A 23,648-nucleotide genomic window follows, 5' to 3' on the forward strand; every position below is an offset into this window, starting at 1 on the left:
GACAGCTTGCAGCGGCTCGCATCCCATGGAAGCAGCTCATTCAACGTCTGCTCAAACTCGATTTCACGACAAAGTCGGTCCACCAACACGGCGGGGCCCGAAGTATACGAATACGTTTTAAACGGAGTATTCACGTGATCGCCTCCAGAGAAAAAACTATACTTTTACATTCTCTGGAAGTTGGTGATTTCCCTTCAATAAATTTGATTTTCGCGCAGTTTCACCTGCGAAATGTGGGGTGGAAGCAGTTCGTTTGGTGAATTGTGCGTTCCCGTTGTTTATATGGTAAAATCGGGTTGATTCGTTTGCTGTGTTTAAAGCCGGAAGGGCTGCTCCTTCGTAAAGCGCAGTATGATTTTGAATTCACGTTTGATTTCGAGGACTGGTCTAATAAATGAGAATATAGGCCAAGGAGGAAGGCGCGGGCGTGGAAAAACAAGGAACAGTCAAAATTTTGGAAGGCAAGCAAATTTACCTGCGGCCTGTCGAAATGGATGATCTGGATGATTATTATGTGTACTTGTCCGATCCGACAACGAGTAGGTTCACGGGAAGCCAGAAAGTGTTTTCGAAACAAACGGCAGCCAGTTGGATTGAAAACATCTCAAAACTTGATTCAAGCCGTGTGGACCTGATGATTGTTTCCCAAGCGACAGATCGCCTTGTGGGAGAAGTGGTGTTGAATGACATTGATCCGGTAAACCGGAGTGCGAATATTCGGATTGCCATAGCGGGCCAAGCGAACCAAGGGAAAGGCTATGGAACGGAAGCGTTGCTGCTCATGCTTCATCATGCTTTCGGGATATTGAATTTGCATAGGGTTGAGCTGAGTGTCTATGCTTTTAACGACAGGGCGATTCATGTCTACGAGAAGCTGGGCTTCAAAAGAGAGGGAGTTCAAAGGGATTGTTTATTTTGGGACCATCAGTATTACGATGCGTTAAACATGAGCATATTGGAGCATGAATTTCGGAAGCTGCATATGCCGGATGCTTGATGCGCCTGCCGGTAAGTTCATGTCTAGCTCGGAGAATCATCATGAGAAGAAATTGTTCAAGTATTTATAGAAAAAGTTCTATTCCTTGAAGATGAAATCGAAATTGGTTTAAAATTTGGTGGTGAACAAAGGCTGGAACGCACTTACCCAAAGGAGATAACTAAACTTATATGAAAAAAACGATTCATGAAGTAACGGGAGAAATTCAAGACCGTGCGGTGCTGGTCAGTCTGGTCACGCAGCAGCTCAAAAAGCAGGAGATGTACGATCCGGACCATTCGCTCGCGGAGCTGCTCAGCTTGGCCGAGACAGCACAGGTCGAGGTGCTCGGCACGTTGACGCAAAATAAGGAGTATACCGATTCCAAATGGTTCATCGGCAAAGGTAAAGCCGAAGAGCTGAAAGCGATGCTGGAGCAGACGGGCGGCAATACCGCCATCTTCGATCAGGAGCTGTCCGGCGCGCAGGTGCGCAATCTTGAGCAGTTTCTAGATGTCAAAATTATCGACCGGACGCAGCTCATTCTGGACATTTTCGCGCAGCGGGCGAAGACGCGGGAAGGGATCATTCAAGTCGAGCTTGCCCAGCTCAGCTATCTGCTGCCGAGGCTGTACGGACAAGGCAAAAACTTGTCCCGCCTCGGAGGCGGCATCGGGACGCGGGGGCCGGGGGAAACGAAGCTGGAGACGGACCGCCGTCATATCCGCGAGCGAATCTCGGAGCTGAAGCGGCAGCTGCAAGAGGTCGTCAAACACCGCAGCCTGCACCGGGAGCGCCGCAAAAAGACCGGTGTATTTCAAGTGGCGCTGGTCGGCTATACGAACGCCGGCAAATCCACGTTGCTTCGGCAATTGACCCATGCCGACGTATATGTAGAGAACCAGCTGTTTGCGACCCTCGATCTGACTTCGCGCTCACTTGAGCTGCCGGGCGGCATGGAGATCGTCGTTACCGATACAGTCGGATTTATTCAAAATCTGCCTCACGATCTGGTTGCAGCCTTCCGGGCGACGCTGGAGGAGGCTTGCGAGGCGGATCTGATTCTCCATGTCGTCGACAGCTCGTCCGAGATGATGGCGACGCATATGAAGGTCGTCGATCAAGTGTTGGAAGAACTGGGGGCGCACGGAAAAGAACGCGTGACGGTGTTCAACAAAATCGACCTCTGTTCCCCCGAGCAGAAAGAGCTGCTGACGACCGACGGGACGTTTGTCCGCCTCTCGGCTTACCGGGAAGAAGACTTAAGTCTCCTCGTCGAGCTGATCGAATCCCGGTTCATGGGCGCAAGCCGAACCTACCGCATCCCGGCGGACAAAGGCGACCTGATCTCACTCGTTTATCGCGTAGGCGAGGTGCTGGAAAATGAAGTGGATGGGGAAGACATGCGGTTCAAGGTCCGGGTGAACAACAAAGAATACGACAAAATCGGGTATCTGCTCGCCGCTTACGATGAGGCGCGCCCAACGCAAGAGCAACCCAAGGGAGAGACATTGTAGGATGTTTAAAGAGAAGGTGCTCGGTCTCATGGAGCAGGCCGAGCTGCAGATCGAGGGGAAGTTGAAAGAGATCGACCGCGTGATCGACTGGAATCAATGGAAGGTCATTCGCGCTTTTCAGAAGCATAAAGTGAGCGATTATCATTTCGCGGGCTCGACAGGCTACGGCTATAACGACCGGGGACGGGAAGTGCTTGATCTGGTGTACGCCGACGTGTTCGGCGCCGAGGCGGCGCTTGTGCGGCCGCATTTCGTTTCGGGAACGCATACGATCGGCACGGCGCTCTTCGGGGTGCTTCGTCCGGGAGACGAGCTGCTGATGATGACCGGACGGCCCTACGATACGCTGCATAAAGTGATCGGCAAGCCGGGAGACGGGCAAGGCTCGCTTCAGGATTGGGGCATTGCTTACCAGGAGGTCGACTTGCTGGAGGACGGGTCCCCGGATTTCGCCGCGGTTGCGAAGCGTATCACACCCCGAACGAAGGTGATCGGCATTCAACGTTCCCGCGGGTACGCTTGGCGTCCGTCGTTCACCGTAGCGCAAATCGGAGAGATGGTGCGGTTTGTCAAAGAAATCAAGCCGGACGTCATCGTTTTCGTCGACAACTGCTACGGGGAATTTACGGAGCTGACCGAACCGACGGAGGTCGGCGTGGATTTGATGGCCGGGTCGCTGATTAAAAATCCCGGCGGCGGTCTTGCGGCTACGGGAGGCTATATTGCGGGCAAGAGCCGCTACGTGGAACTGGCTTCTTACCGTTTGACGGCGCCCGGTATCGGAGGCGAGGTGGGGGCCATGCTGGGGACGACCCGGGCTATTTTCCAAGGGCTGTTTCTGGCGCCTCATCTGGTCGGGCAGGCCGTCAAGGGGTCGGTTTTTGCCGCATCGGTGTTCGAGCAGCTTGGATTCACGACGCATCCGCGCTGGAACGATCCGCGAACGGATCTGATTCAGGCGGTTCAATTCACGGGACCTGAGCATTTGATCGCTTTCGTACAGGGGATTCAACAGGCGGCTGCGGTCGACGCCCATGTCGTTCCGGAGCCTTGGGACATGCCCGGATACGAGCATCCGGTCATTATGGCTGCAGGCACGTTCATTCAGGGAGGAAGTCTGGAGCTTTCCGCGGATGCGCCGATCCGGGAGCCGTACATCGCCTATATGCAAGGCGGGTTAACATATTCGCATTGCAAAATGGGCGTGCTGACCGCGATCCAAAATATGATGGACCGCGGACTGCTGTCATAACACCGATTGTCCTTCATTGGATGCGCGGATGCAGGTCATCCGCGTATTTTTGTGAGAAAATATACGGTAATATGGGTTGACATAAAGCGAAAACCTTACATGACTTGACACGTTTTTTGAACAAGGTTACAATAGCGGTAAGGTTCTAAGTGCTTAGGAGTGATGGTCATGAGTGATGATATCCGCAGGAATATGGCGCTTTTTCCCATCGGCATCGTAATGAAGCTGACCGATTTAACTGCGCGGCAAATCCGGTACTACGAACAGCACGAGCTTGTAATTCCGGCCCGAACAGGAGGCAACCAGCGGTTGTATTCGTTCAACGATGTCGAGAGACTGCTCGAGATTAAAGATTTGATTGAAAAGGGTGTCAACATCGCCGGGATCAAGCAGGTGCTGCTGCCGGTCGACAAAAACTCCGAGGAAGCGACCGTCTTGAACGAGCAAACCGAGGTCAAACGTCGGGAAATGACCGATACGCAGCTGCACAAAATGCTTAAGCAGCAGTTGTTGGGCGGTGGCAAGCGTCCGAATCAGGTATCGCTGATTCAGGGCGAATTATCCCGCTTTTTCCGCAAGTAAGGCTGTGTTGGGGCCTGTTCCGGTAGCGCTTTCGCGCCTGTTCGGACAAAGCTTCGTTAATTTGGCTCATAGTTTAAGGAGGAGATTGTACAGTGACGGATAAACAATACACCAAGGAAGACATTCTGCGCATCGCCAAGGAAGAAAACGTAAGATTCATCCGCCTGCAATTTACCGACCTGCTCGGTACGATTAAAAATGTGGAAATTCCTGTGAGTCAGTTGGAGAAAGCTCTCGACAACAAAATGATGTTTGACGGTTCTTCCATCGAAGGCTATGTTCGTATCGAAGAATCCGATATGTACTTATACCCGGATCTGAATACTTGGGTCGTTTTTCCATGGGTGACGGAAGACCGCGTTGCCCGCATGATTTGCGATGTGTACCTGCCGGACGGCCGGCCGTTCCCGGGCGATCCGCGCGGCATTCTGAAATCGATGCTGAAGGAAGCCGAGGAAATGGGCTTCAGCTCGATGAATGTTGGTCCGGAGCCGGAGTTTTTCTTGTTCAAAACCGATGAAAAAGGCAACCCGACGATGGAACTGAATGACCAAGGCGGTTATTTCGATCTCGCTCCGACAGACTTGGGAGAAAACTGCCGCCGTGAGATCGTACTGACGCTGGAGGAGATGGGCTTTGAAATCGAAGCGTCTCACCACGAAGTGGCTCCGGGCCAGCACGAAATCGACTTTAAATATGCGGACGCCATCAAAGCGGCCGACCAGATTCAAACGTTCAAGCTCGTTGTCAAAACGATCGCCAGACAGCATGGCCTGCATGCCACCTTTATGCCGAAACCGCTGTTCGGCGTGAACGGCTCCGGAATGCACTGTCACCAATCGCTGTTCCGCGGCAAAGAGAACGCGTTCTACGATGAAAGCGACATGCTGGGTCTAAGCACGTTGGCCAGACAATACATGGCGGGTATTTTGCGTCACGCCCGCGCTTTTGCAGCCATTACGAACCCGACGGTCAACTCCTACAAACGTCTGGTGCCGGGCTATGAGGCGCCTTGCTACGTAGCTTGGTCGGCCAGCAACCGCAGCCCGATGATCCGCATTCCGGCTTCGCGCGGACTCAGCACGCGTGTGGAAGTGCGCAACCCGGACCCGGCGGCGAATCCGTATCTCGCGCTCGCCGTTATGCTTAAAGCTGGGCTCGACGGCATCAAGAAAAAAATGCAGCTGCCGCCTCCGACAAACCGGAACATCTATGTGATGTCCGAAGAGGAGCGGGAAGAGCAGGGCATTCCAAGCCTGCCGGTCGACCTGAAGCAAGCGCTCGATGAGCTGCTTCGCAACGAGGTCATCTGCGGCGCTCTCGGAGACCACGCTCTCGCGCACTTCGTCGAGCTCAAAGAAATCGAGTGGGACATCTACCGGACTCAAGTTCATGCTTGGGAACGCGATCAGTATTTGACCCTTTATTAATAAGCCCGGCAAGCATTAGAAGCAGCCTCTCATGATGGTGAAGCCATGGTGAGAGGCTGTTTTTCAAACTTCTGAACAACTTTCGCATGCTTCCGGCCGGTTATTCGCTGCTTACCATAGTAGGGATGGCCCGGGTTCGACAGTCTTCCCCGTTTTGTAGGCACCTGTGCTTAGCTGTGGATAAGTAAAATGCTGTAGTGGCGCAGGTTCCGTGGTTTGGTTTTTTAAAAATGTGGACAAATCGCAGAAAAATTTGTAGGCACACGCTTTATGTGGATAACTCATATTTTTTATTGATCTATAGCTATTTTAGTAGTAACATCATATTATGTACATTCGAACCACTTCTCGTAAAAACAAAGACGGCACTTCGGTCCGTTATATTCAACTTGCCCATAACGAGCGCAATCCTAAGACCGGTCAGTCACAAGCGAAGATTCTCTACAATTTTGGTCGTGACGATGAGGTGAATATGGCGGCGTTGCGGGGTCTCGCCCAAAGCATCGGACGTTATCTTGGCGATGATCCGCAAACAGCTGATCGCGACCCTTCTCCTATCGCTCCGCTTCGGCTCACACGGAGTAAGTCACTGGGCGGCGCGTGGCTCTTAAATGAGCTCTGGCAGAAGCTCGGAATCGGCAATGCGATGACCAAGCGCCTGACGGAACGGCAGTTTCAAACACCCATGGAGCGTATCTTATTCGCACTTGTCGCCAACCGGGCGCTTGCTCCATCGAGCAAACTTGCCGCTGAAGAGTGGGTGGAACACGATGTCGTCATCCCTGAGTTGCCAAAACTTGACGTTCAACAAGCGTACCGGGCGATGGATGTTCTGCTTGAATCAGAAGAAAGCATCCAGCACGATGTATTTCATGCCGTTGCAGATCTCCTTCAGTTGGAGGTCGACCTGCTCTTCTTTGATACGACGTCGACGTATTTCGAAACCGAAGACGAGGACGATGAATTTCGCAAACTCGGCTACTCGAAGGATCATCGCCCCGACTTGCCACAAGTGGTCATCGGCTTTGCCGTGACGCGGGAAGGCATTCCAATCCGATGTTGGGTATGGCCCGGGAACACGTCGGATATGAGTGTGGTTCCGGAAGTGAAAAAGGATTTGATCGGTTGGAAACTTGGACGCGTCATCTCTGTCGTTGACCGCGGCTTTTCATCGGAAGAAAATTTACGATATTTACAACGAAGTGGCGGCCATTACATCTCCGGAGAAAAGCTATCGTCCGGCAAGCCGACCGTAGAAGCAGCACTGGCACACCCGGGCCGGTTCAAAACAGTACGCGATAACCTGGAAGTTAAGGACATTACGATCGGCGACGGTGAAGCGAGAAAACGATACGTCCTGGTCCGCAATCCGGATGAAGCCAGACGTGACGCGGCGCGGCGTGAGAAGCATCTAACCGCGCTCAAAGAGGAACTCGCCCGGTTAAAGGAACTGGACGGAGAAGCACATACCAAGGCGCATTGCCGCTTGCACAACCATACGACGTACAAGCGTTATCTCAAGATGGACAAGCGTGGTAACCTCCGAATTGATCTGGAGGCTGTGAAAGGCATGGAACATCTGGATGGTAAGTATTTGCTGCAAACCTCGGATGATACGCTTTCGGCGGAAGATGTGGCGCTTGGCTATAAGCAGCTTTTGAAAGTAGAGGCCGCGTTTCGGACGCTAAAACAGTCGCTAGACCTTCGCCCCGTGTATCACCGCAAGGAAGAACGGATCCGCGCGCATGTACTCTTATGCTGGTTGGCGCTCATGCTGGTTCGTATCATAGAAAACCAGACAGGCAAAACGTGGCGAGAGGTCCGCGATTCATTCGGTCGTGTGCAATTAGTGGAGTATGAATCTCACGATGGCAAGGTTCAACAACGTACAGAATTAACACCTGAACATTTAGGTATTGTTTCGGCATTAAAATTGACAGAACCCCAGAGAATATGGGGGATTTCACTCCGTTAGCGCCCCAAAAACGTAGATACACACGTAGTTATCCACAAACCGCCTAAACCCTTGCCACGACTGGGCCCAAGGCGGTTTGTGTTTCTACGGACTGTCGAAGCCGGGGATGGAGACGCGCATTTTTATCCGAAGGCCCGGAACGTTCGGCGGACGACAGCAAAAAAAGACTCCCTCATCGGGAGTCTTTTTTTTTGGCTGCATGGGAATGAAATTAATGAATATTGCGGAATACGCCGATGACTTTGCCCAGGATCGATACACTTTTCAGACGGAGCGGCTCCATAGTCGGGTTTTCCGGTTGCAGGCGAATGTGATCCTTTTCTTTAAAGAACGTTTTGACCGTCGCTTCGTCGTCCTCAGTCATGGCGACCACGATTTCGCCGTTGTTCGCCGTTTGCTGTTGGCGAACGATGACGTAGTCCCCGTTGCGAATGCCTGCGTCGATCATACTTTCGCCGATGACGCTCAACATGAAGACGTTATGGTCCCCGACGACGTTGCTCGGAAGCGGGAAGTAGTCTTCAATGTTCTCCGTCGCGGTAATCGGTACGCCGGCCGTAACTCGTCCGATCAGCGGGACGCGAGAAACCGATACAGCGAATGCGCCGTCGCCAGTCGTGCCGTCCAAAATCTCAATGGCTCTGGGCTTCGTAGGATCGCGCCGGATCAGCCCTTTCTTTTCCAGCCGCTCCAAATGACCGTGTACCGTCGAGCTGGAAGCAAGACCGACCGCTTCGCCGATTTCCCGAACGGACGGAGGATACCCTTTATCTTTGACCTCGTTCTTGATGAACTCCAGAATAGCTTGCTGCCGAGTGGATATCTTGCCCATATGAATCACTCCATTTTTGGTAATCATTACTTAGGAGTATAACATAGAACCGGAGTTCGTACAAACATAAGTTCGAAAAATGGATTGACACAAACATTTGTTCGTGTTAAATTCAGAACAGAACAAATGTTTGGGAGATGATGTTCATGTATCAGAACAGTCAAATGCTAGCTCAATACAACCACGGTCCAGCTGCCGTCTCCATAGATACTGCTTATAAAGCGAAAAAAAACCGAACATACGTACGAGTTGTAGTTTTCATTATATCGGTAATACTGCTGCTCTTTGTCGGAAGCACCGTATCCGCCTGGGTAGGGAACGGTAACGCGCACGCCAAAGGCGTCGCTCCTGTTCAAGCTTACGTAGTCGTACATCAAGGAGATACCTTATGGAGCATTGCTTCTTCGCACGCGGCCAAAGGACAAGATCTGAGAGCGTATGTCTTTCAGCTAAGGAAGCTGAATAACTTGAAGAACGTAACGATTTACGAAGGGCAGAAGCTGCTGCTTCCATAATACATAGCTGCTTTAACTTTTTCTGGATTATTTCTTCCACAGGGCTTCGGGTCTATCTCTTGACTTTCAAATCCGGTAATGTCAAAGTATAATTTGATAAGAAGCTCTTATCGTTCGCGGATAAACGGACGAAGAGCTAACATTACCGGGAGGACAGGCATGATTGAATCAGAGCACGACGTAACCGTTAAGCGGATCAACGAATTGGCCCGCAAGGCGAAAGCCGAAGGATTGACGGAAGAAGAGATGGATGAGCGCAACGCACTTAGGAAAAAGTATATCGATTCTTTTAAATCCTCCTTGCGTTCTCAACTGGACAACATTAAATTCGTGGATGAGGACGAGAAGAAGTAAGGAGGAGGGGACTTGCTTCACTGGTATACCCCCCACTGAGACACGCATCACACGTTGGACGATCTTGTATCCGCTGGAAAAACGCGGTATACTTGGATGCTCCAACTTTTTGACGTATTTGGACGTATCGGTTGACGAATCGCTCGGGATCGGCGATTTAGAAAGAATGGATAAAGGGGCTCAACTATGTCACGAAAATGGCAACGCATGGTTAGCAAGAATACGAAAGTAACCAACACTCAGCGCAAAAAGAGCGGCAAGGAATCGATTTCGCAGTCCAGCTCCTCCGACAACTCGGTCACCTTCAAAGGACGCAGCTGGTTTCTTCCGATGATACTAGTCGCCACCGGGATTTTCTGCTTCATCGTATTCCGCGGTCAAGCGGGGCAGGATCAGATGTACTGGTTCACAGGCGCGAGCTATATTTTCCTTGCGCTGCTGATTTATTGGGTCCGCCGGCCGCTGTTGAAAATAGGTCAGGATTCGCTTACCTCACGTCGTTTCGGCGGAGACCGGACGATGAGTGCGGATATGATTAACGAAATTTCCGTGTCGAAGGATTCGATCTTTATTACATTAAAGCCGAAAGGCGCCCGCTGGGGATACACGAAATTTTATCATCAATTCCCCGTGGATGCGGCGAAGGAAAAGCTTCAGGAATTTGCTCAAAAAAATCAAGTGGCATTTAAGCAAGAATCTTAAGACAGAACCGACATCACAGGGGAGAAAGAGGAATCCGGCTTATGGCAATCAAAGCGGTGCTTTTTGATTTGGACGATACGCTGCTCTGGGACGAGCGCAGCGTAAAAGAAGCGTTTCAGGCGACATGCAGCGAGGCTGCCAAGCATTATGATCTCGATCCCGCTCAGCTTGAGGAAGCGGTGAGACGCGAAGCGCGGGCATTGTACGAATCGTTCGAGACGTTCCCGTTTACCAAAAAAATCGGCATTAACCCATTTGAAGGGCTGTGGGCCCGGTTTGTCGAAGGAGAACAGGAAGAGTTCCGCAAGCTTCAATCGTTGGCCCCGGCTTATCAACGGGATTCGTGGACGCGCGGCTTAAAGGCTCAGGGGATAGAAGATGCCGCGCTGGGCGTTAAGCTGGCGGAGATGTTTTCGGCCGAGCGAAGAAACCGTCCGATCGTTTATGAAGAGACGTTCGAGGTATTGGATCAGCTGAAAGGGAAATATAAGCTGCTTCTGCTTACGAACGGTTCGCCTGATCTGCAAAAAGAGAAATTGGCGGGTGTCCCACAGCTTGCTCCTTATTTCGATCATATCGTCATTTCCGGCGAGTTTGGCGAAGGGAAGCCGGCGGTATCGATTTTCGAGCATGCCATGCAGCTGCTTGGCATTTCGGCCGAGGAAGGCGTCATGATCGGGGACAAGCTGACAACGGACATTTTGGGCTCCAACTCGATTGGGATGCGGAACATGTGGATTAACCGTCATGGGCTCCCGCTAACGGACGAGATTGCTCCGGCGCACGAAATTACGAGCCTGCGGGATATTCAGAAGATCATTGATTCTCTGGAAGCTTAGGATCTAACGGCATCATAACCTTATTTATAATCCAATGTGTAACCGGCACTCCTTTTTGAACTAATCTAAACAAGCCCGTCATTCCATTTGGCGGGTTTTCATTTTGTTTTTAAATAATAAAACAAGCCGCCTTTCACAAGGGGCTTGCTGCTTGAGTGTTCGTTTATTTTAAAAGTTTCACTTACGCTTTTTGGAAAGTCGGGTCTTCGAACGGATGTGCGATCCAGCCCTCGGTTTCGATGAAAAGACGGACGGCTACGATTTGACGGTTTTCCATCAAGGTGAAGAAGTGCGGCTTGTGCTCCGGAACCGAGATCACGTCACCGGCTTCCAGTTCAACGTCGAAATAGCCGACATCGTCGGTCCCTTTAATGATGAAAATTCCTTTGCCGGCTGTGATAGCGCGAACTTCGTCTTCCGTATGCGTGTGCACCTGTTCGAATTTTTTGAGCAGTTCGTCCAAATTCGGGGTGGCGTCGGACAGCGCGACGATGTCCCAAGTCTGGTAGCCGCGGCGGCTGGCCAGATCGCGGATTTCTTCATCGTAAGTAGCCAAAATCTGCGATTTTTCCTCGTCCGTCAACGAAAACTTCCCTTGAAGCTCTGCGGGCAGTTTAGCGGCGTTCCAGTGCTCATAAAGCACCTCTTGCTTATCCAAAAAAGCCTTCACGTTGGCTTCGCCCGAGATGCGCTCGTTGGTGTTGCGAATGCGAATTTCTGCCATAGTTCTCCCTCTTCCTTCTTGAATTCGTGACTTCTGCTTCTTATTATAGTGGAAGGGGACGTATCTGTCGATGTATAATGTATATAAATCCGATAGGATTCGTTAGATAAGTGCTGAATTTTGTCGCAATTGCTTTTCAACAAGTAACGTTTCTGATACACTTAAGGTTACATAATTTGTGAGTATTATGCGCAGTACGGTGCGAGAATCATAGATCGGCTGCAAGAGTATCCGACCCCAACACAGAATGGAGCGGGGCGGCAGGGTGAAAGGGGATCACGGATGAGCAAGCCTTTATTGCAGGAGCAACTACAGAAAAAAATTATGATTTTAGACGGCGCCATGGGAACGATGATCCAGCAGGAGAATTTAACCGCGGATGATTTCGGCGGCGACGAGTTGGACGGCTGCAACGAAATTTTGGTGGTGACCCGGCCTGACGTCATCCGTAAAATCCATGAAGCGTATTTTGCGGCCGGTGCCGATATGGTTGAGACGAATACGTTCGGCGCAACAAGCGTCGTGCTGGCGGAATACGATCTGCAGGACCGCGCGCGGGAGCTTAACCTGGTAGCGGCCAAACTGGCCGTCGAAGCGGCTGAAAAATACAGTACGCCGGAATGGCCTAGATACGTTATCGGTGCGTTGGGGCCAACGACGAAGACGCTTTCCGTAACCGGCGGAGTCACGTTCGACGAGCTTGTAGACAGCTACTACGAACAGGCGTTGGCATTGATGGAGGCGGGCGTGGATGCGCTGCTGCTCGAAACGTCGCAGGATACGTTGAACGTCAAAGCCGGCAGCATCGGCATCCGCAAAGCGTTTGAGACGGAAGGCCGCAAGCTTCCGCTCATGATTTCCGGTACGATCGAGCCGATGGGCACGACGCTGGCGGGTCAAAATATTGAATCGTTCTATATATCGCTTGAGCATCTCGAACCGATTTCGGTCGGTCTGAACTGCGCTACCGGACCGGAGTTTATGCGTGACCATATCCGGACGTTGGCCGATATTGCGGGAACCGCGGTAAGCTGCTATCCGAACGCTGGTCTGCCGGACGAGAACGGACAGTACCATGAATCGCCGGAATCGCTCGCGAAGAAGCTGGCAGGCTTTGCCGAGCAGGGCTGGCTGAACATTGCCGGCGGCTGCTGCGGTACGACGCCGGATCATATCCGCGCCATGGCCGAAACGCTCAGCCAGTACCAGCCGCGCGGTCATCGGGGAGAGCATCCGCCCGCGGTATCCGGCATCGAGACGGTCTACATTGAAGATGCGAACCGCCCTTACATGGTTGGGGAGCGGACGAATGTTCTCGGATCGCGGAAGTTCAAGCGGCTTATTGCTGAAGGCAAATATGAGGAAGCATCCGAGATTGCCCGGGCGCAGGTGAAAGGCGGCGCGCATGTCATCGACGTCTGTCTGCAAGACCCGGACCGCGACGAAATGAGCGATATGCAGCAGTTTTTGGAGCTTGTCGTTAAAAAAGTGAAAGTTCCGCTTATGCTCGATTCCACGGATTATCGGGTCATTGAGCTCGGGCTCAAATATTCGCAGGGAAAAGCGATCATCAACTCGATCAACCTGGAGGACGGGGAAGAGAAGTTCGAGACGGTCGTACCGCTTATTCATCAATACGGCGCAGCCGCTGTCGTCGGCACGATTGACGAGCGTGGGCAGGCCATTACGGCCAAAGACAAGCTTGAAGTAGCCCAGCGTTCCTATGATTTGCTGGTGAACAAGTACGGGATGCACCCGAACGATATTATTTTTGACCCGCTTGTTTTCCCGGTCGGAACGGGAGATCAGCAGTATATCGGTTCGGCCAAGGAGACGATCGAAGGTATCCGGTTAATTAAAGAAGTGATGCCTGACACCGAGACGATTCTTGGTCTCAGCAACGTATCGTTTGGCTTGCCGGAAGCGGGCCGCGAGGTGTTGAACGCCGTCTTTTTGTACCATTGTACGAAAGCCGGGCTCGACTATGCGATCGTCAATACGGAAAAGCTGGAGCGCTATGCGTCCATACCGGAAGAAGAGCGCCGTCTTGCCGAAAGTCTGATCTACGATACGAACGACGAAACACTGGCCGAATTCGTAGCGCACTTCCGTACGAAGAAGGTCGAGAAGAAGGAAAAAATTTCGAACTTAACGCTGGAAGAGCGACTGTCCTCTTACGTTGTCGAAGGCACGAAGGACGGACTGATCCCGGATTTGGGCGAAGCGTTGCAAAAATACAAGCCGCTCGATATTATTAACGGTCCGCTGATGAAAGGGATGGGGGAAGTCGGCCGGCTGTTCAACAATAACGAGCTGATCGTGGCGGAGGTGCTTCAGAGCGCCGAGGTCATGAAGGCGTCCGTTGCTTATTTGGAGCCGTTCATGGAAAAATCGGAAAGCGCCGTGAAAGGCAAAATCATTTTGGCCACGGTCAAGGGCGACGTGCATGATATCGGCAAAAACTTGGTCGAAATCATTTTATCCAACAACGGCTACCAGATCATCAACCTGGGCATTAAAGTGCCGCCGGAGCAGTTGATCGACGCTTACCGCAAGGAGCGCCCGGATGCGATCGGGCTGTCCGGGCTGCTCGTCAAATCGGCGCAGCAGATGATTGTCACCGCACAGGACTTGAAGACGGCTGGCATCGATGTGCCGATTCTGGTAGGCGGCGCGGCGCTGACCCGGAAATTCACCAAGACCCGCATTGCGCCGGAGTATGATGGTTTGGTACTATATGCCAAGGACGCGATGGACGGGCTGGATATTGCGAACAAGCTGAGCGACCCCGAGCAAAGGCAGCAGCTAGTGCGGGAGCTTCGGGAAAGCATGGAATCCGACGTGAAGGAATCCGGCCGCAAGGAAGAGCAAATGCCGGTCTTGACTCGCGTCAGAACATCGTCGGTAGACCGGAATGTTCCGGTACAGGTGCCGCCGAGCTTGGAGCGACGCGTGCTGCGCGACTACCCGATAAGCCATCTGATCCCGTATATCAATATGCAGATGCTCCTCGGGCATCATCTTGGCTTGAAGGGGAAAATCGAGCAATTGCTGGCCGACAAAGATCCGAAGGCGCTGCAGCTTAAAGAAACCGTTGATGAGCTGCTGGCGGAGGCGCAAAAAAGCGGCATTCTTCAAGCGCACGGCATTTACCGTTTCTTTCCGGCGCAGTCGGACGGCAACGATGTGCTCGTCTACGATCCCGAGGATCATACGAAAGTGCTCCAGAAGTATACGTTCCCGCGGCAGGGGAAGGAGCCGTACTTGTGCCTGGCCGACTACCTCAAGCCGGTAGATAGCGGAATCATGGATTACGTCGGTTTCCTCGTCGTGACGGCCGGTCATGGCGTCAGCAATCTGGCCGCTGAGTGGCGGGATAAAGGCGACTACCTGCGGTCTCATGCGCTTCAAGCGGCGGCTCTCGAGGCTGCCGAAGGGTTTGCCGAGCGTATCCACCAAATGATGCGCGATGTCTGGGGCTTCCCGGACCCGGCCGAAATGACGATGCAGGAGCGCTTTGGAGCCAAGTACCGCGGACAGCGGTTCTCGTTTGGCTATCCGGCGTGTCCGAACCTCGACGATCAGCAGCAGCTGTTTGCTTTGATGAAGCCGGAGGATATCGGCGTACACTTGACGGAAGGCAGCATGATGGAGCCGGAGGCATCCGTCTCGGCTATCGTGTTTGCGCATCCACAGGCTCGTTATTTCAACGTATAACCGTTTTTTGGGTATGCTATAACAGGGTGGGGCCGTGGTCGCTCCACTCTTTTGTTTATTAACAATCGTAACGATAGAAATGGGGTTGATGCAGCTTGGAGCTGTATTTTCTTGGAACAGGCGCAGGTATGCCTTCCAAAGAGCGGAATGTCACCTCCGTCATGCTGAATCTGATTGCGGAGCGAAACGTCTATTGGATGTTCGACTGCGGGGAAGGGACGCAGCATCAAATATTACGGGCGCCGGTCAAAATCGGCAAGCTGGAAAAGCTGTTTATTACTCATCTGCACGGCGATCACATTTACGGCCTTCCGGGGCTCATGTCGAGCCGTTCTTATCAAGGGGGGGATACGCTGTTTACGATTTACGGGCCGGCAGGCATCCGGGAGTTTGTGGAAACGGCGCTTCGGATTAGCGATTCCCATCTCGGCTACCAGACGAACATCGTGGAATTCGAAGAGAAGGCGGAGTTCGTGCTGTACGAGGATGAACAGTTCATCGTGAAGGCGGCTCCGCTGGTTCACCGGGTCGACAGCTACGGCTACCGGATCGAAGAAAAACCGCAGAAGGGGAAGCTTGACGCGGCGAAGCTGAAGGAGCTCGGCATCGCTTCGGGGCCGCTGTACGGCAAAATCAAGAAAGGAGAAGACGTTACGCTGGAGGACGGCACGGTGATTGAAGCCAGCCGATTTATCGGTCCTCCGGTTCCCGGCCGGATCGTGACGATCCTTGGCGATACCCAGCCTTGCGAACATGTCATCACGCTTGCGCGCCAAGCGGATGTGCTGGTGCACGAAGCGACCTTTGCGGAGGACCGCAAGGAGCTTGCGATGCAATATGATCATTCCACAGCGATGGATGCGGCTCGTGCTGCTCAGGAAGCAGGGGCTAAGATGTTGGTTTTAACTCATATCAGCTCCCGGTATCAGGATGCGGAGGTTGAGCAGCTGCGGGAAGAAGCGCGAACGGTTCATGATGGAACTTATCTTGCGCACGATCATTTTCGCTTGGACATCCCGGCGCGAAAACCGTCGCCGGCTTCCGGCGAAGCGGCGCCGTTGTAAGTATGGTCCGTATCACATCGCCGCGATGACAAAAACCTCCGTTCCTTACGAGATGTCTGCTAGGAACCGGAGGTTTTTGTATCATGTCCCGTTAACGGGCTGCAATTATTGTTGATTTTCGGCTTCGTCCTTAATTTCCGAACGGAAGGCATTCAAGCTTTCGTGGCGGCGTTCGTTTTTGGACTCGATGTGCTCCCGTTCCTGCGGGCTGATTTCATCAGCGTGCTCGCTCAAATAGTCTTCGGCTTCATTCATGTTTTCAATCGTGTGGTCGATGCTATTTTGCAAATGCTCCACGTTGTCGGCACGGTTGTCCGGTTTAGCCATAGTCCCATCGAACTCCTTTATTGTAAAAGTAAGGCGCTTGGATAGCGCGCCATCTTTACGGTGCCACTGTCCGTGTCGGAATATGCATGAAAGCATCAACTTTGGCATACTAGCGGAAACGGGCTGATATTTTTGGGGAGAGGGGAGGCGGCTCCTGATGCGCGGCTTTGCTATCTTGCTCGGTTTTTATTTGCTGGGAACGATTCTGCAGTTCGGCTTAAACCTTCCGCTTCCGGCTAACGTCATCGGTTTGATTTTGTTTACGGCCAGTTTGTTTCTTAAGTGGATCAAGGTGGAATGGGTAGAGGAGGCTGGCAGCTTCTTGATCAAGCATATGCTGCTGCTCTTTGCGCCGATTGTCGTGGGAACGATGGTGTTTTTTTCTTGGATTGGGGAGCAGGCGGTGACCATCCTGGTGAGCTTGTTTGCCAGCACGTTCGGGGTGCTGCTTGTGACAGGCTGGACGGCTAAGCTCCTTGGCGGCGGACGCGCACGGAAGGAGGGGGATGGTCGTCATGACGTTCCGTGAATGGACGGAGCAACCGCTGTTCGGCATCGCTCTGACGGTGCTGGCTTATGTGTTTGCGCTTGCGTTGCAGCAGCGCTGGAAAGCGCTTCATCCGTTGTTGACATGCTCGGTGCTTGTGATTGCCTTCCTGCTCGCGACGAATGTGCCCTACGAAGCGTACCGAAAAGGCGGGGACTATATTGTGTTTCTGCTCGGTCCCGCGACGGTAGCGCTCGGTATCCCGCTGTACAAAAACGCGCAGCGCATCCGCAATGCCCTGCTGCCGATTGCTGCGGGCATTACTGCGGGTTCAATCAGCGCGCTGCTGCTGGCTGCCGGACTCGTCTGGGGGCTCGGAGGTAGTCGCGAGCTGCTTGTGACCATGATGCCCAAATCGGTCACTTCGCCGATTGCGCTTGAGATTTCCCGGCAAGCGGGAGGGATTCCCGAGCTGACCGCCGTGCTGACCGTTCTGACCGGCCTGATCGGAAGCATGCTCGGACCGGGGCTGCTGCGGCTGGCAGGCGTGTGCGACGACATCTCGATTGGCACCGCCATCGGCACTTCGTCGCACGGTATCGGCACGGCGCGGATCATCCGCGATTCGGAGCTGGCGGGCAGCGTCAGCGGCTTTGCGATGGGCGCTGCGGCGATTTTGACATCGTTGCTTTTTATTCCGCTGTATTGGTGGTTGCGGTGACGCTTCAATTCGCATTGCTGAAGAAAATAGAGTGTCTTTCCATGATGCAGCCGTTCTGCCGAACGGTTCCTTTTTTGTGTCGGACAATCGGATAAGGATAAGCCGGGCGAAGCCTAGCCCACAAAATGCTGTACTATCGTTCCATAATTGGCAAATATGATTTTGTCCCGAGGTATGAATAAAAAACGATCGGGTTAAAATAGTTCCAGTATACAACCAAGCATGGGGAGGTTGACGGAATGGATTTTACAAGCCAGGATATCGCCGTGATCGAGCAGGCGCTGCAGCTTGCCATTCGGTCGCAATCAAGCGGCGCCAAGGCCCAGCCATTTCAGGAAGTGCTGGGCAAGCTCCAGGCGAGCGCGAACGCGGCCATGAACTCAGCTTTGATTCATAAGGTGTCTATGCATGATGGCATAAGGTTCGACTACGACGATTCCTCCGATGTGCTTTAAGTTGATCCGCGCGTATAGAGCGATCGGAACCCCGCCAGTCCGATGAGCGGCAGGCCAAGGCTTTTCTGCTCGACTGCCGCTTGCCGGTTTCATCAGAGATTATTCTCCACTATAATTACATCGCATCAAGCCAACCTTCATAGAAAGTATCACTATTCCTTCAAAATCGAACTGCCCCCTTTTACACGACTCTATAACGAAAAACTTTCCCGGGAAAGCGCAGGTTACGACATGCTTTCTTCAAGTTTAACACCGCTTAGGCGCGTCATTCCGATTCCGTTCCGCTAAGAAAAGAGATTGTCACACGAACATGCATTCGATATAATGAAAGGAACGTTACCGTCAAAAGGAGTTGCACTTATGAACCGTTTGACCGGCAAGGTTTCTTCCATCGAAGAAATGATCGATTTGATCCGCTCGTCGTCCGAGCTGATGTCCCAGGTGACTTACTGGCATACGATTCCGCCGCGGGAAGGGCGGTACGAGTTATTCCCTGAAGGCCTGCACGCCGGGCTGCGGGAAGCATTGCTCGCCCGGGGCATCGGACAATTATATACGCATCAAGCCCAATCGTTCCGCGAAGTAAGCGCGGGGCGGCACGTCGTGACCGTGACCCCGACCGCCTCGGGCAAGACGCTGTGCTACAACCTGCCGGTGCTGGAGGGCATATTGCAAGACGAGAGCGCGCGTGCGCTCTATTTGTTTCCGACCAAAGCGCTCGCACAAGACCAGGTGGCCGAGCTTCAAGAGCTGGCGAATATCATGGGCGCGGATATCAAAACCCACACCTACGATGGGGATACGCCACCGACCGTACGCCAAGCCATTCGCAATGCCGGGCACATCGTCGTGACGAACCCGGATATGCTGCACTCCGCGATTTTGCCGCATCACACGAAATGGGTAAAGCTGTTTGAGAATATAAAGTTTATTGTTATTGACGAGGTTCACTCTTACCGCGGCGTGTTCGGCAGTCATGTGGCTAACGTGATTCGGCGGCTTAAGCGGATTTGCCGTTTTTACGGCTCGAATCCGCAGTTTATTTGCGCTTCGGCGACGATCGACAATCCGAAGGAGCATACGGAGCGGCTGATTGGGGAGAGCGTATCCCTTGTCAACGATAACGGTGCGCCCGCGGGAGAGAAGCACTTTGTCTTCTACAATCCTCCCGTCGTTAATCAGCAGCTTGGTATCCGTAAAAGCAGCGTGCTGGAGACGAGGAAAATCGCTGCGATGCTGCTGCGCCAAGGTATACAAACGATCGTTTTCGCACGGAGCCGTGTACGGGTCGAAATTTTGCTTACGTATTTGCAGGAGTTGGTCGCTCACGAGTTAGGCACGAAATCGATCCGCGGTTATCGCGGCGGGTACCTGCCCAAGCTGCGGCGCGAAATCGAGCGGGGGCTGCGCAGCGGAGAGATCCGCGGCGTCGTTAGCACAAACGCGCTGGAGCTCGGGATCGATATCGGGCAGCTGCAGGCGTGCGTGTTGAACGGCTATCCCGGCACGATCGCGAGCACGTGGCAGCAGTCGGGCCGCGCCGGGAGGCGGCAGGAAAGCTCCGTTACGTTTCTCGTGGCGAGCAGCAATCCGCTGGATCAATATATGATCCAGAACCCCCGATTTTTTTTCGAGCGTCCGCCGGAGCGGGCGCTGATCGAGCCGGACAACCTTATTATCTTGGTCGACCATGTCAAATGCGCCGCCTACGAGCTGCCGTTTGAAGAGAACGAACAATACGGCGGCGAGTCGCTGCATGATATTTTGGAGTTTTTGACGGAGGAACGCATATTGCACCGGGTCAAAAACAGGTGGCATTGGATGGAGCAGTCGTTTCCGGCGCACGATATCAGCTTGCGATCGGCCGCACAGGAAAATTTCATTATCATCGATATGACGAAGGGCGCCCGGGTTATCGGCGAAGTGGACCGGTTCAGTGCGCCGACGATGATTCACGAGGAAGCGATCTATATTCACGAGGGCGTGCAATATCAGGTGGAGAAGCTCGATTACGAGGAGAAGAAGGCTTACATACGCGAGGTCGACGTCGATTATTTCACGGACGCCAGCCTGGCCGTCCAGTTGAAGGTGCTGCATGTGCACCGGGAGGCGATTGACCGGGGGCTCAAGCGGCAGTTCGGCGAAGTGACCGTGAACGCGAAGGCGACGATTTTCAAAAAAATCAAGCTGCGGACTCACGAGAATATCGGATCGGGGCCGATTCATCTGCCGGAGGAGGAACTGCATACGAGCTCTTACTGGTTCACGTTCGACGACGAGATTGCCGCGGGCATGGCGGGGAACGATATGCAGTTTGCGCTGCTGGGGCTGGCGAACGTGCTTGTGCATATCGCGCCGCTTTATTTGATGTGCGATCCGCATGACATCCGCGTCGTTCCGCAGGTGAAGGCGGTGCATAACAAGCAGCCTACGATATTTTTCTATGACCGTTACCCGGGCGGCGTTGGGCTTAGCGAGCGGCTGTACGAAGTGCATGGGGAACTGCTCGCCGAAGCGCAGCGCCTGATTTCGTCTTGTGGCTGCTTGAGCGGCTGTCCGGCCTGTGTCGGGCCGATTGAAGAAGTCGGGCTGACCGGAAAGCAGCTGTCGCTCGGGCTGCTGAAGCAGTTGGAGGCCTCGCGATGAGCTCGCTCAAGGAAAGGCTGCTGCGGCATAAAAAGTCGATAGCGGGTACGCAGGAACGCGAGGAAGAAGTCAAGATTCTAATGCCTGCGGGAGAGGAGCCACTTGGGGCGGCAGAAGAGGGCCAGGCGGCTCACGGTGAGAGTAAACCGGAGTCTGCGGCGGAATTTGACGAATGGTCGGTTGTCGGCGCGGCCATGGAGCATACGGAGTGGGGCGATTTCGTGATCCGCCGCCGTACGTATGAAGCAGGGTTCCGTCACGGGCAGTATGAGCTTGGCCGTTTATCATCCTGCGCGGAGGAGCTGTTCGCGCTGCTGGAGCCGGCGGCAGGCAATGCGGCGGCGAACCGTTCGGCCGCTCCGTTCCATGAACGGCTGCTCTTTCTGGATACCGAGACGACTGGGCTGGGGCATGGGGCAGGCAACGTGCCGTTTATGGTCGGAGTCGGATTTTACCAAGGCGATCAATATCATATCGAGCAGATGCTGATCCGGCACCCCGGCGAAGAGTCGGCGATGCTGGCCTATCTGGAGCAAAAGCTTGCGGCGCATCCGGTGTTAATCTCGTATAACGGCAAATCGTTCGATTGGCCGATTGTTAAAAACCGCTATATCATGAACCGGATGGAGCTGGCCGCCGAGCCCTCGGGGCACATCGATTTTTTGCATCCGTCCCGCAGCTTGTGGAAGCATACGCTGCCTTCCTGCCGACTAGGCAAAGTAGAGGAGGAACGGCTTGGCGTCCGGCGCGAAGAAGATGTGCCGGGCTCGCTTGCGCCGACGCTCTATTTTCAATATTTGGCGCAGCGCGACCCTTCCGTTTTGGAAGGCGTGTTCGTGCATAACGAGCTGGACGTACTAACGTTAGCTGGCTTGGCCGTTCATTTTGCCTGCTTGCTGAACGGTTCGTATGATTGGTCCCGCGCGAGGTTGTTCGGTTTAGAGGAGTGCTTTCGGCTCGGCCTATGGCTCGATAAAATCGGTCGAGGCGGCATGGCTGACACGGTAATGAATGCGCTGGCCGAAGAGCTTCTCACTGTGGACGAACTTGCTTCTGAGGAACCGTGCCTGCTGCCGCTTGCGCAATTTTGCAAGCGCCGGGGGCGCTTTACGCAAGCCTGCTCGCTCTGGAGCCGGTATATCGCCCTGAAGGGCGGTCGGGCTACGGCTTCGCTGGAGCCGTATATCGAGTTGTCCATGTACTACGAGCATAAGGAAAAACAGTGGGAGCGCGCTCTCGCCTATGCGCAGGAAGCGCTGGACCATCTTTGGCGGCGAGATGCCTTGAAGCGGAGCGGGGAGCGCAACTCGATCGCACATGGTGGCAAGCGTATGAGGGAAAAAGAGGAGCGGGAGGAGGATGCCGAAGCCGTCAGTCTGCGCAAGCGAATCGAACGGCTGCGGCGGAAAGCGTCCTCATCCGTAAGTGCGACGCGTGCTACAGGTGCTGTTGAGCAAGAAGCGTCCGATTCGCTACTGCCGACACAATCAAGCGCCCGGATACGGGCAAAGCTTTCCACCGGGGCAGTTGGTCAAGCACCGGCATCAGCTCCGCTACAGGGGGCAGCGTCTGCGGTATCCCGTGTTCCTCAATCCACAAGAAAAAGAAAGTCCGGCCTGTCTGCGGTGGAACAGCTTTCTATGCCGCTGTAAGTATAATTTCACTTCGGGGTGGAAATACATGGTAAGATCATGATCCGAAAGGAGCAATGACGATGCCTGAGCTGCCCGAAATGGAAAATTACCGAAAGCTGCTAAGCGAGCGAATCATAGGCAGGACTGTGACGGATACGGAAGTCACAAGAGAAAAATCGATTAATGTGACGCCCGAGCGATGGGCGCAGGAGCTGCTCGGTCACGCCGTTTCCCGCATTGACAGGCGAGCGAAGCATCTGCTGTTTCGGTTAACGACAGGCAACGTTCTGGTACTCCATTTAATGCTCGGAGGCATGATGTTCTACGGCAGGGCAGAGGAAAAGCCCGACCGGTCCGTTCAGGTGCGGCTCGGCTTCGGAGATCGTCACTTGTTTTTTATCGGGCTGCGGCTTGGTTATTTGCATCTCCATACTCCGTCGGAAGTTGATGAGCTGATGAATAAGCTCGGTCCCGAGCCATTCGATCCGGGGCTGACGCCCGACCGTTTCGCCGAGCGTCTGCGTGCAAAAACGGGTACGCTCAAAAGCAGTCTCGTCGATCAAAGCGTCTTTGCGGGCATCGGCAACTGCTACAGCGATGAAATCTGCTATCATGCCGGTCTCCTGCCGTCCCGGCGTCCCAGTGCGCTCTCCGATGAAGAGCTTCGCCGCTTATTCCACTCCATGCGCGAAGTGCTGACGGAAGCGACGCAAGGCGGCGGGTACATGGAAATGCCGCTATTCGTCGGCGATTCGCTTACAGGCGGCTTTGACAGCCGCTGCCGGGTTTACGACCGCGAAGGAGAACCGTGCTTGCGCTGCGGCAGCCTGATTGCCAGACGCGATGTCTCGTCCAAGAAATCGTTTTGCTGTCTGGTCTGTCAGAGGTGAGGGGGCGTT

General features: G+C 53.6%; 21 protein-coding genes. 18 read left to right on the forward strand and 3 right to left on the reverse strand.

Annotation, left to right across the window (positions count from 1 at the left end; all coding sequences use genetic code 11):
* Positions 1–427 precede the first annotated feature (427 nt).
* The 6 genes from NLX71_RS20440 (at position 428) to NLX71_RS20465 (ending at position 7,732) form a co-directional block, all read left to right on the forward strand.
* A complete protein-coding gene (locus NLX71_RS20440) occupies positions 428–997 on the forward strand; it encodes a GNAT family N-acetyltransferase (RefSeq protein WP_254365615.1) in 570 nt (189 codons plus the stop codon).
* Positions 998–1,167: 170 nt separating this feature from the next.
* Positions 1,168–2,493 (forward strand): GTPase HflX, encoded by a 1,326-nt coding sequence (gene hflX, locus NLX71_RS20445; RefSeq protein ID WP_254365616.1) that lies wholly within the window; start codon positions 1,168–1,170, stop codon positions 2,491–2,493.
* Position 2,494: 1 nt separating this feature from the next.
* Positions 2,495–3,745, forward strand: a complete 1,251-nt coding sequence (locus NLX71_RS20450) for a methionine gamma-lyase family protein (protein ID WP_254365617.1) — start codon at positions 2,495–2,497, stop codon at positions 3,743–3,745.
* A gap of 168 nt (positions 3,746–3,913) precedes the next feature.
* Entirely contained in the window at positions 3,914–4,327 is a 414-nt protein-coding gene (locus NLX71_RS20455) for a MerR family transcriptional regulator (RefSeq protein ID WP_254365618.1), read from the forward strand.
* A 92-nt stretch (positions 4,328–4,419) separates the two neighbouring features.
* Entirely contained in the window at positions 4,420–5,757 is a 1,338-nt protein-coding gene (gene glnA / locus NLX71_RS20460; protein ID WP_254365619.1) for a type I glutamate--ammonia ligase, read from the forward strand.
* 328 nt (positions 5,758–6,085) lie between these two features.
* On the forward strand, positions 6,086–7,732 hold the full coding sequence (locus NLX71_RS20465) for an IS1634 family transposase (RefSeq protein ID WP_254365620.1): 1,647 nt from the start codon (positions 6,086–6,088) through the stop codon (positions 7,730–7,732).
* Between the two features lie 211 nt (positions 7,733–7,943).
* Here NLX71_RS20465 and lexA read toward each other — a convergent pair whose 3' ends face one another.
* On the reverse strand, positions 7,944–8,564 hold the full coding sequence (lexA, locus tag NLX71_RS20470; protein ID WP_254365621.1) for a transcriptional repressor LexA: 621 nt from the start codon (positions 8,562–8,564) through the stop codon (positions 7,944–7,946).
* Between the two features lie 146 nt (positions 8,565–8,710).
* Between lexA and NLX71_RS20475 the strand changes: the two genes are divergently transcribed.
* From NLX71_RS20475 to NLX71_RS20490, 4 genes are all read left to right on the forward strand, one after another.
* Positions 8,711–9,079 carry a LysM peptidoglycan-binding domain-containing protein gene (locus NLX71_RS20475; RefSeq protein ID WP_254365622.1) on the forward strand — a complete coding sequence of 123 codons (369 nt, stop codon included), beginning with the start codon at positions 8,711–8,713 and terminating at the stop codon, positions 9,077–9,079.
* A gap of 159 nt (positions 9,080–9,238) precedes the next feature.
* Positions 9,239–9,433 (forward strand): DUF896 domain-containing protein, encoded by a 195-nt coding sequence (locus NLX71_RS20480; protein ID WP_025844334.1) that lies wholly within the window; start codon positions 9,239–9,241, stop codon positions 9,431–9,433.
* A gap of 186 nt (positions 9,434–9,619) precedes the next feature.
* Positions 9,620–10,135: a hypothetical protein gene (locus NLX71_RS20485; RefSeq protein WP_254365623.1), complete on the forward strand. Its 516-nt coding sequence runs from the start codon at positions 9,620–9,622 to the stop codon at positions 10,133–10,135.
* A gap of 41 nt (positions 10,136–10,176) precedes the next feature.
* A complete protein-coding gene (locus NLX71_RS20490) occupies positions 10,177–10,974 on the forward strand; it encodes an HAD family hydrolase (RefSeq protein ID WP_254365624.1) in 798 nt (265 codons plus the stop codon).
* A gap of 181 nt (positions 10,975–11,155) precedes the next feature.
* Here NLX71_RS20490 and NLX71_RS20495 read toward each other — a convergent pair whose 3' ends face one another.
* Positions 11,156–11,698: a 1,2-dihydroxy-3-keto-5-methylthiopentene dioxygenase gene (locus NLX71_RS20495; protein WP_254365625.1), complete on the reverse strand. Its 543-nt coding sequence runs from the start codon at positions 11,696–11,698 to the stop codon at positions 11,156–11,158.
* A gap of 282 nt (positions 11,699–11,980) precedes the next feature.
* Between NLX71_RS20495 and metH the strand changes: the two genes are divergently transcribed.
* The gene (metH, locus tag NLX71_RS20500) at positions 11,981–15,415 is read left to right on the forward strand and encodes a methionine synthase (protein WP_254365626.1); all 3,435 of its coding nucleotides are present in this window, start codon (positions 11,981–11,983) and stop codon (positions 15,413–15,415) included.
* A gap of 95 nt (positions 15,416–15,510) precedes the next feature.
* Positions 15,511–16,479: a ribonuclease Z gene (gene rnz / locus NLX71_RS20505; RefSeq protein ID WP_254365627.1), complete on the forward strand. Its 969-nt coding sequence runs from the start codon at positions 15,511–15,513 to the stop codon at positions 16,477–16,479.
* Between the two features lie 105 nt (positions 16,480–16,584).
* Here the strand turns inward: rnz and tlp are convergent, their stop codons facing one another.
* On the reverse strand, positions 16,585–16,806 hold the full coding sequence (gene tlp, locus NLX71_RS20510) for a small acid-soluble spore protein Tlp (RefSeq protein WP_254365628.1): 222 nt from the start codon (positions 16,804–16,806) through the stop codon (positions 16,585–16,587).
* A 157-nt stretch (positions 16,807–16,963) separates the two neighbouring features.
* Here tlp and NLX71_RS20515 point away from each other — a divergent pair, with 157 nt between their 5' ends.
* The 6 genes from NLX71_RS20515 (at position 16,964) to NLX71_RS20540 (ending at position 23,639) form a co-directional block, all read left to right on the forward strand.
* Positions 16,964–17,335: a CidA/LrgA family protein gene (locus NLX71_RS20515; protein ID WP_254365629.1), complete on the forward strand. Its 372-nt coding sequence runs from the start codon at positions 16,964–16,966 to the stop codon at positions 17,333–17,335.
* Positions 17,322–18,014, forward strand: a complete 693-nt coding sequence (locus NLX71_RS20520) for an LrgB family protein (protein ID WP_254365630.1) — start codon at positions 17,322–17,324, stop codon at positions 18,012–18,014. The genes NLX71_RS20515 and NLX71_RS20520 overlap by 14 nt, the downstream gene beginning before the upstream one ends.
* Positions 18,015–18,253: 239 nt before the next feature.
* A complete protein-coding gene (locus NLX71_RS20525) occupies positions 18,254–18,469 on the forward strand; it encodes a hypothetical protein (RefSeq protein WP_254365631.1) in 216 nt (71 codons plus the stop codon).
* A 360-nt stretch (positions 18,470–18,829) separates the two neighbouring features.
* The gene (locus NLX71_RS20530; protein WP_254365632.1) at positions 18,830–21,115 is read left to right on the forward strand and encodes a DEAD/DEAH box helicase; all 2,286 of its coding nucleotides are present in this window, start codon (positions 18,830–18,832) and stop codon (positions 21,113–21,115) included.
* Positions 21,112–22,767, forward strand: coding sequence for a ribonuclease H-like domain-containing protein (locus tag NLX71_RS20535; protein WP_254365633.1), 1,656 nt, complete (start codon positions 21,112–21,114; stop codon positions 22,765–22,767). Before NLX71_RS20530 ends, NLX71_RS20535 begins: the two co-directional genes overlap by 4 nt.
* A gap of 62 nt (positions 22,768–22,829) precedes the next feature.
* Positions 22,830–23,639 (forward strand): Fpg/Nei family DNA glycosylase, encoded by an 810-nt coding sequence (locus tag NLX71_RS20540; RefSeq protein ID WP_254365634.1) that lies wholly within the window; start codon positions 22,830–22,832, stop codon positions 23,637–23,639.
* Positions 23,640–23,648 lie beyond the last annotated feature (9 nt).

The organism is Paenibacillus sp. MZ04-78.2 (genome assembly GCF_024213375.1).
Taxonomy (GTDB): domain Bacteria; phylum Bacillota; class Bacilli; order Paenibacillales; family NBRC-103111; genus Paenibacillus_G.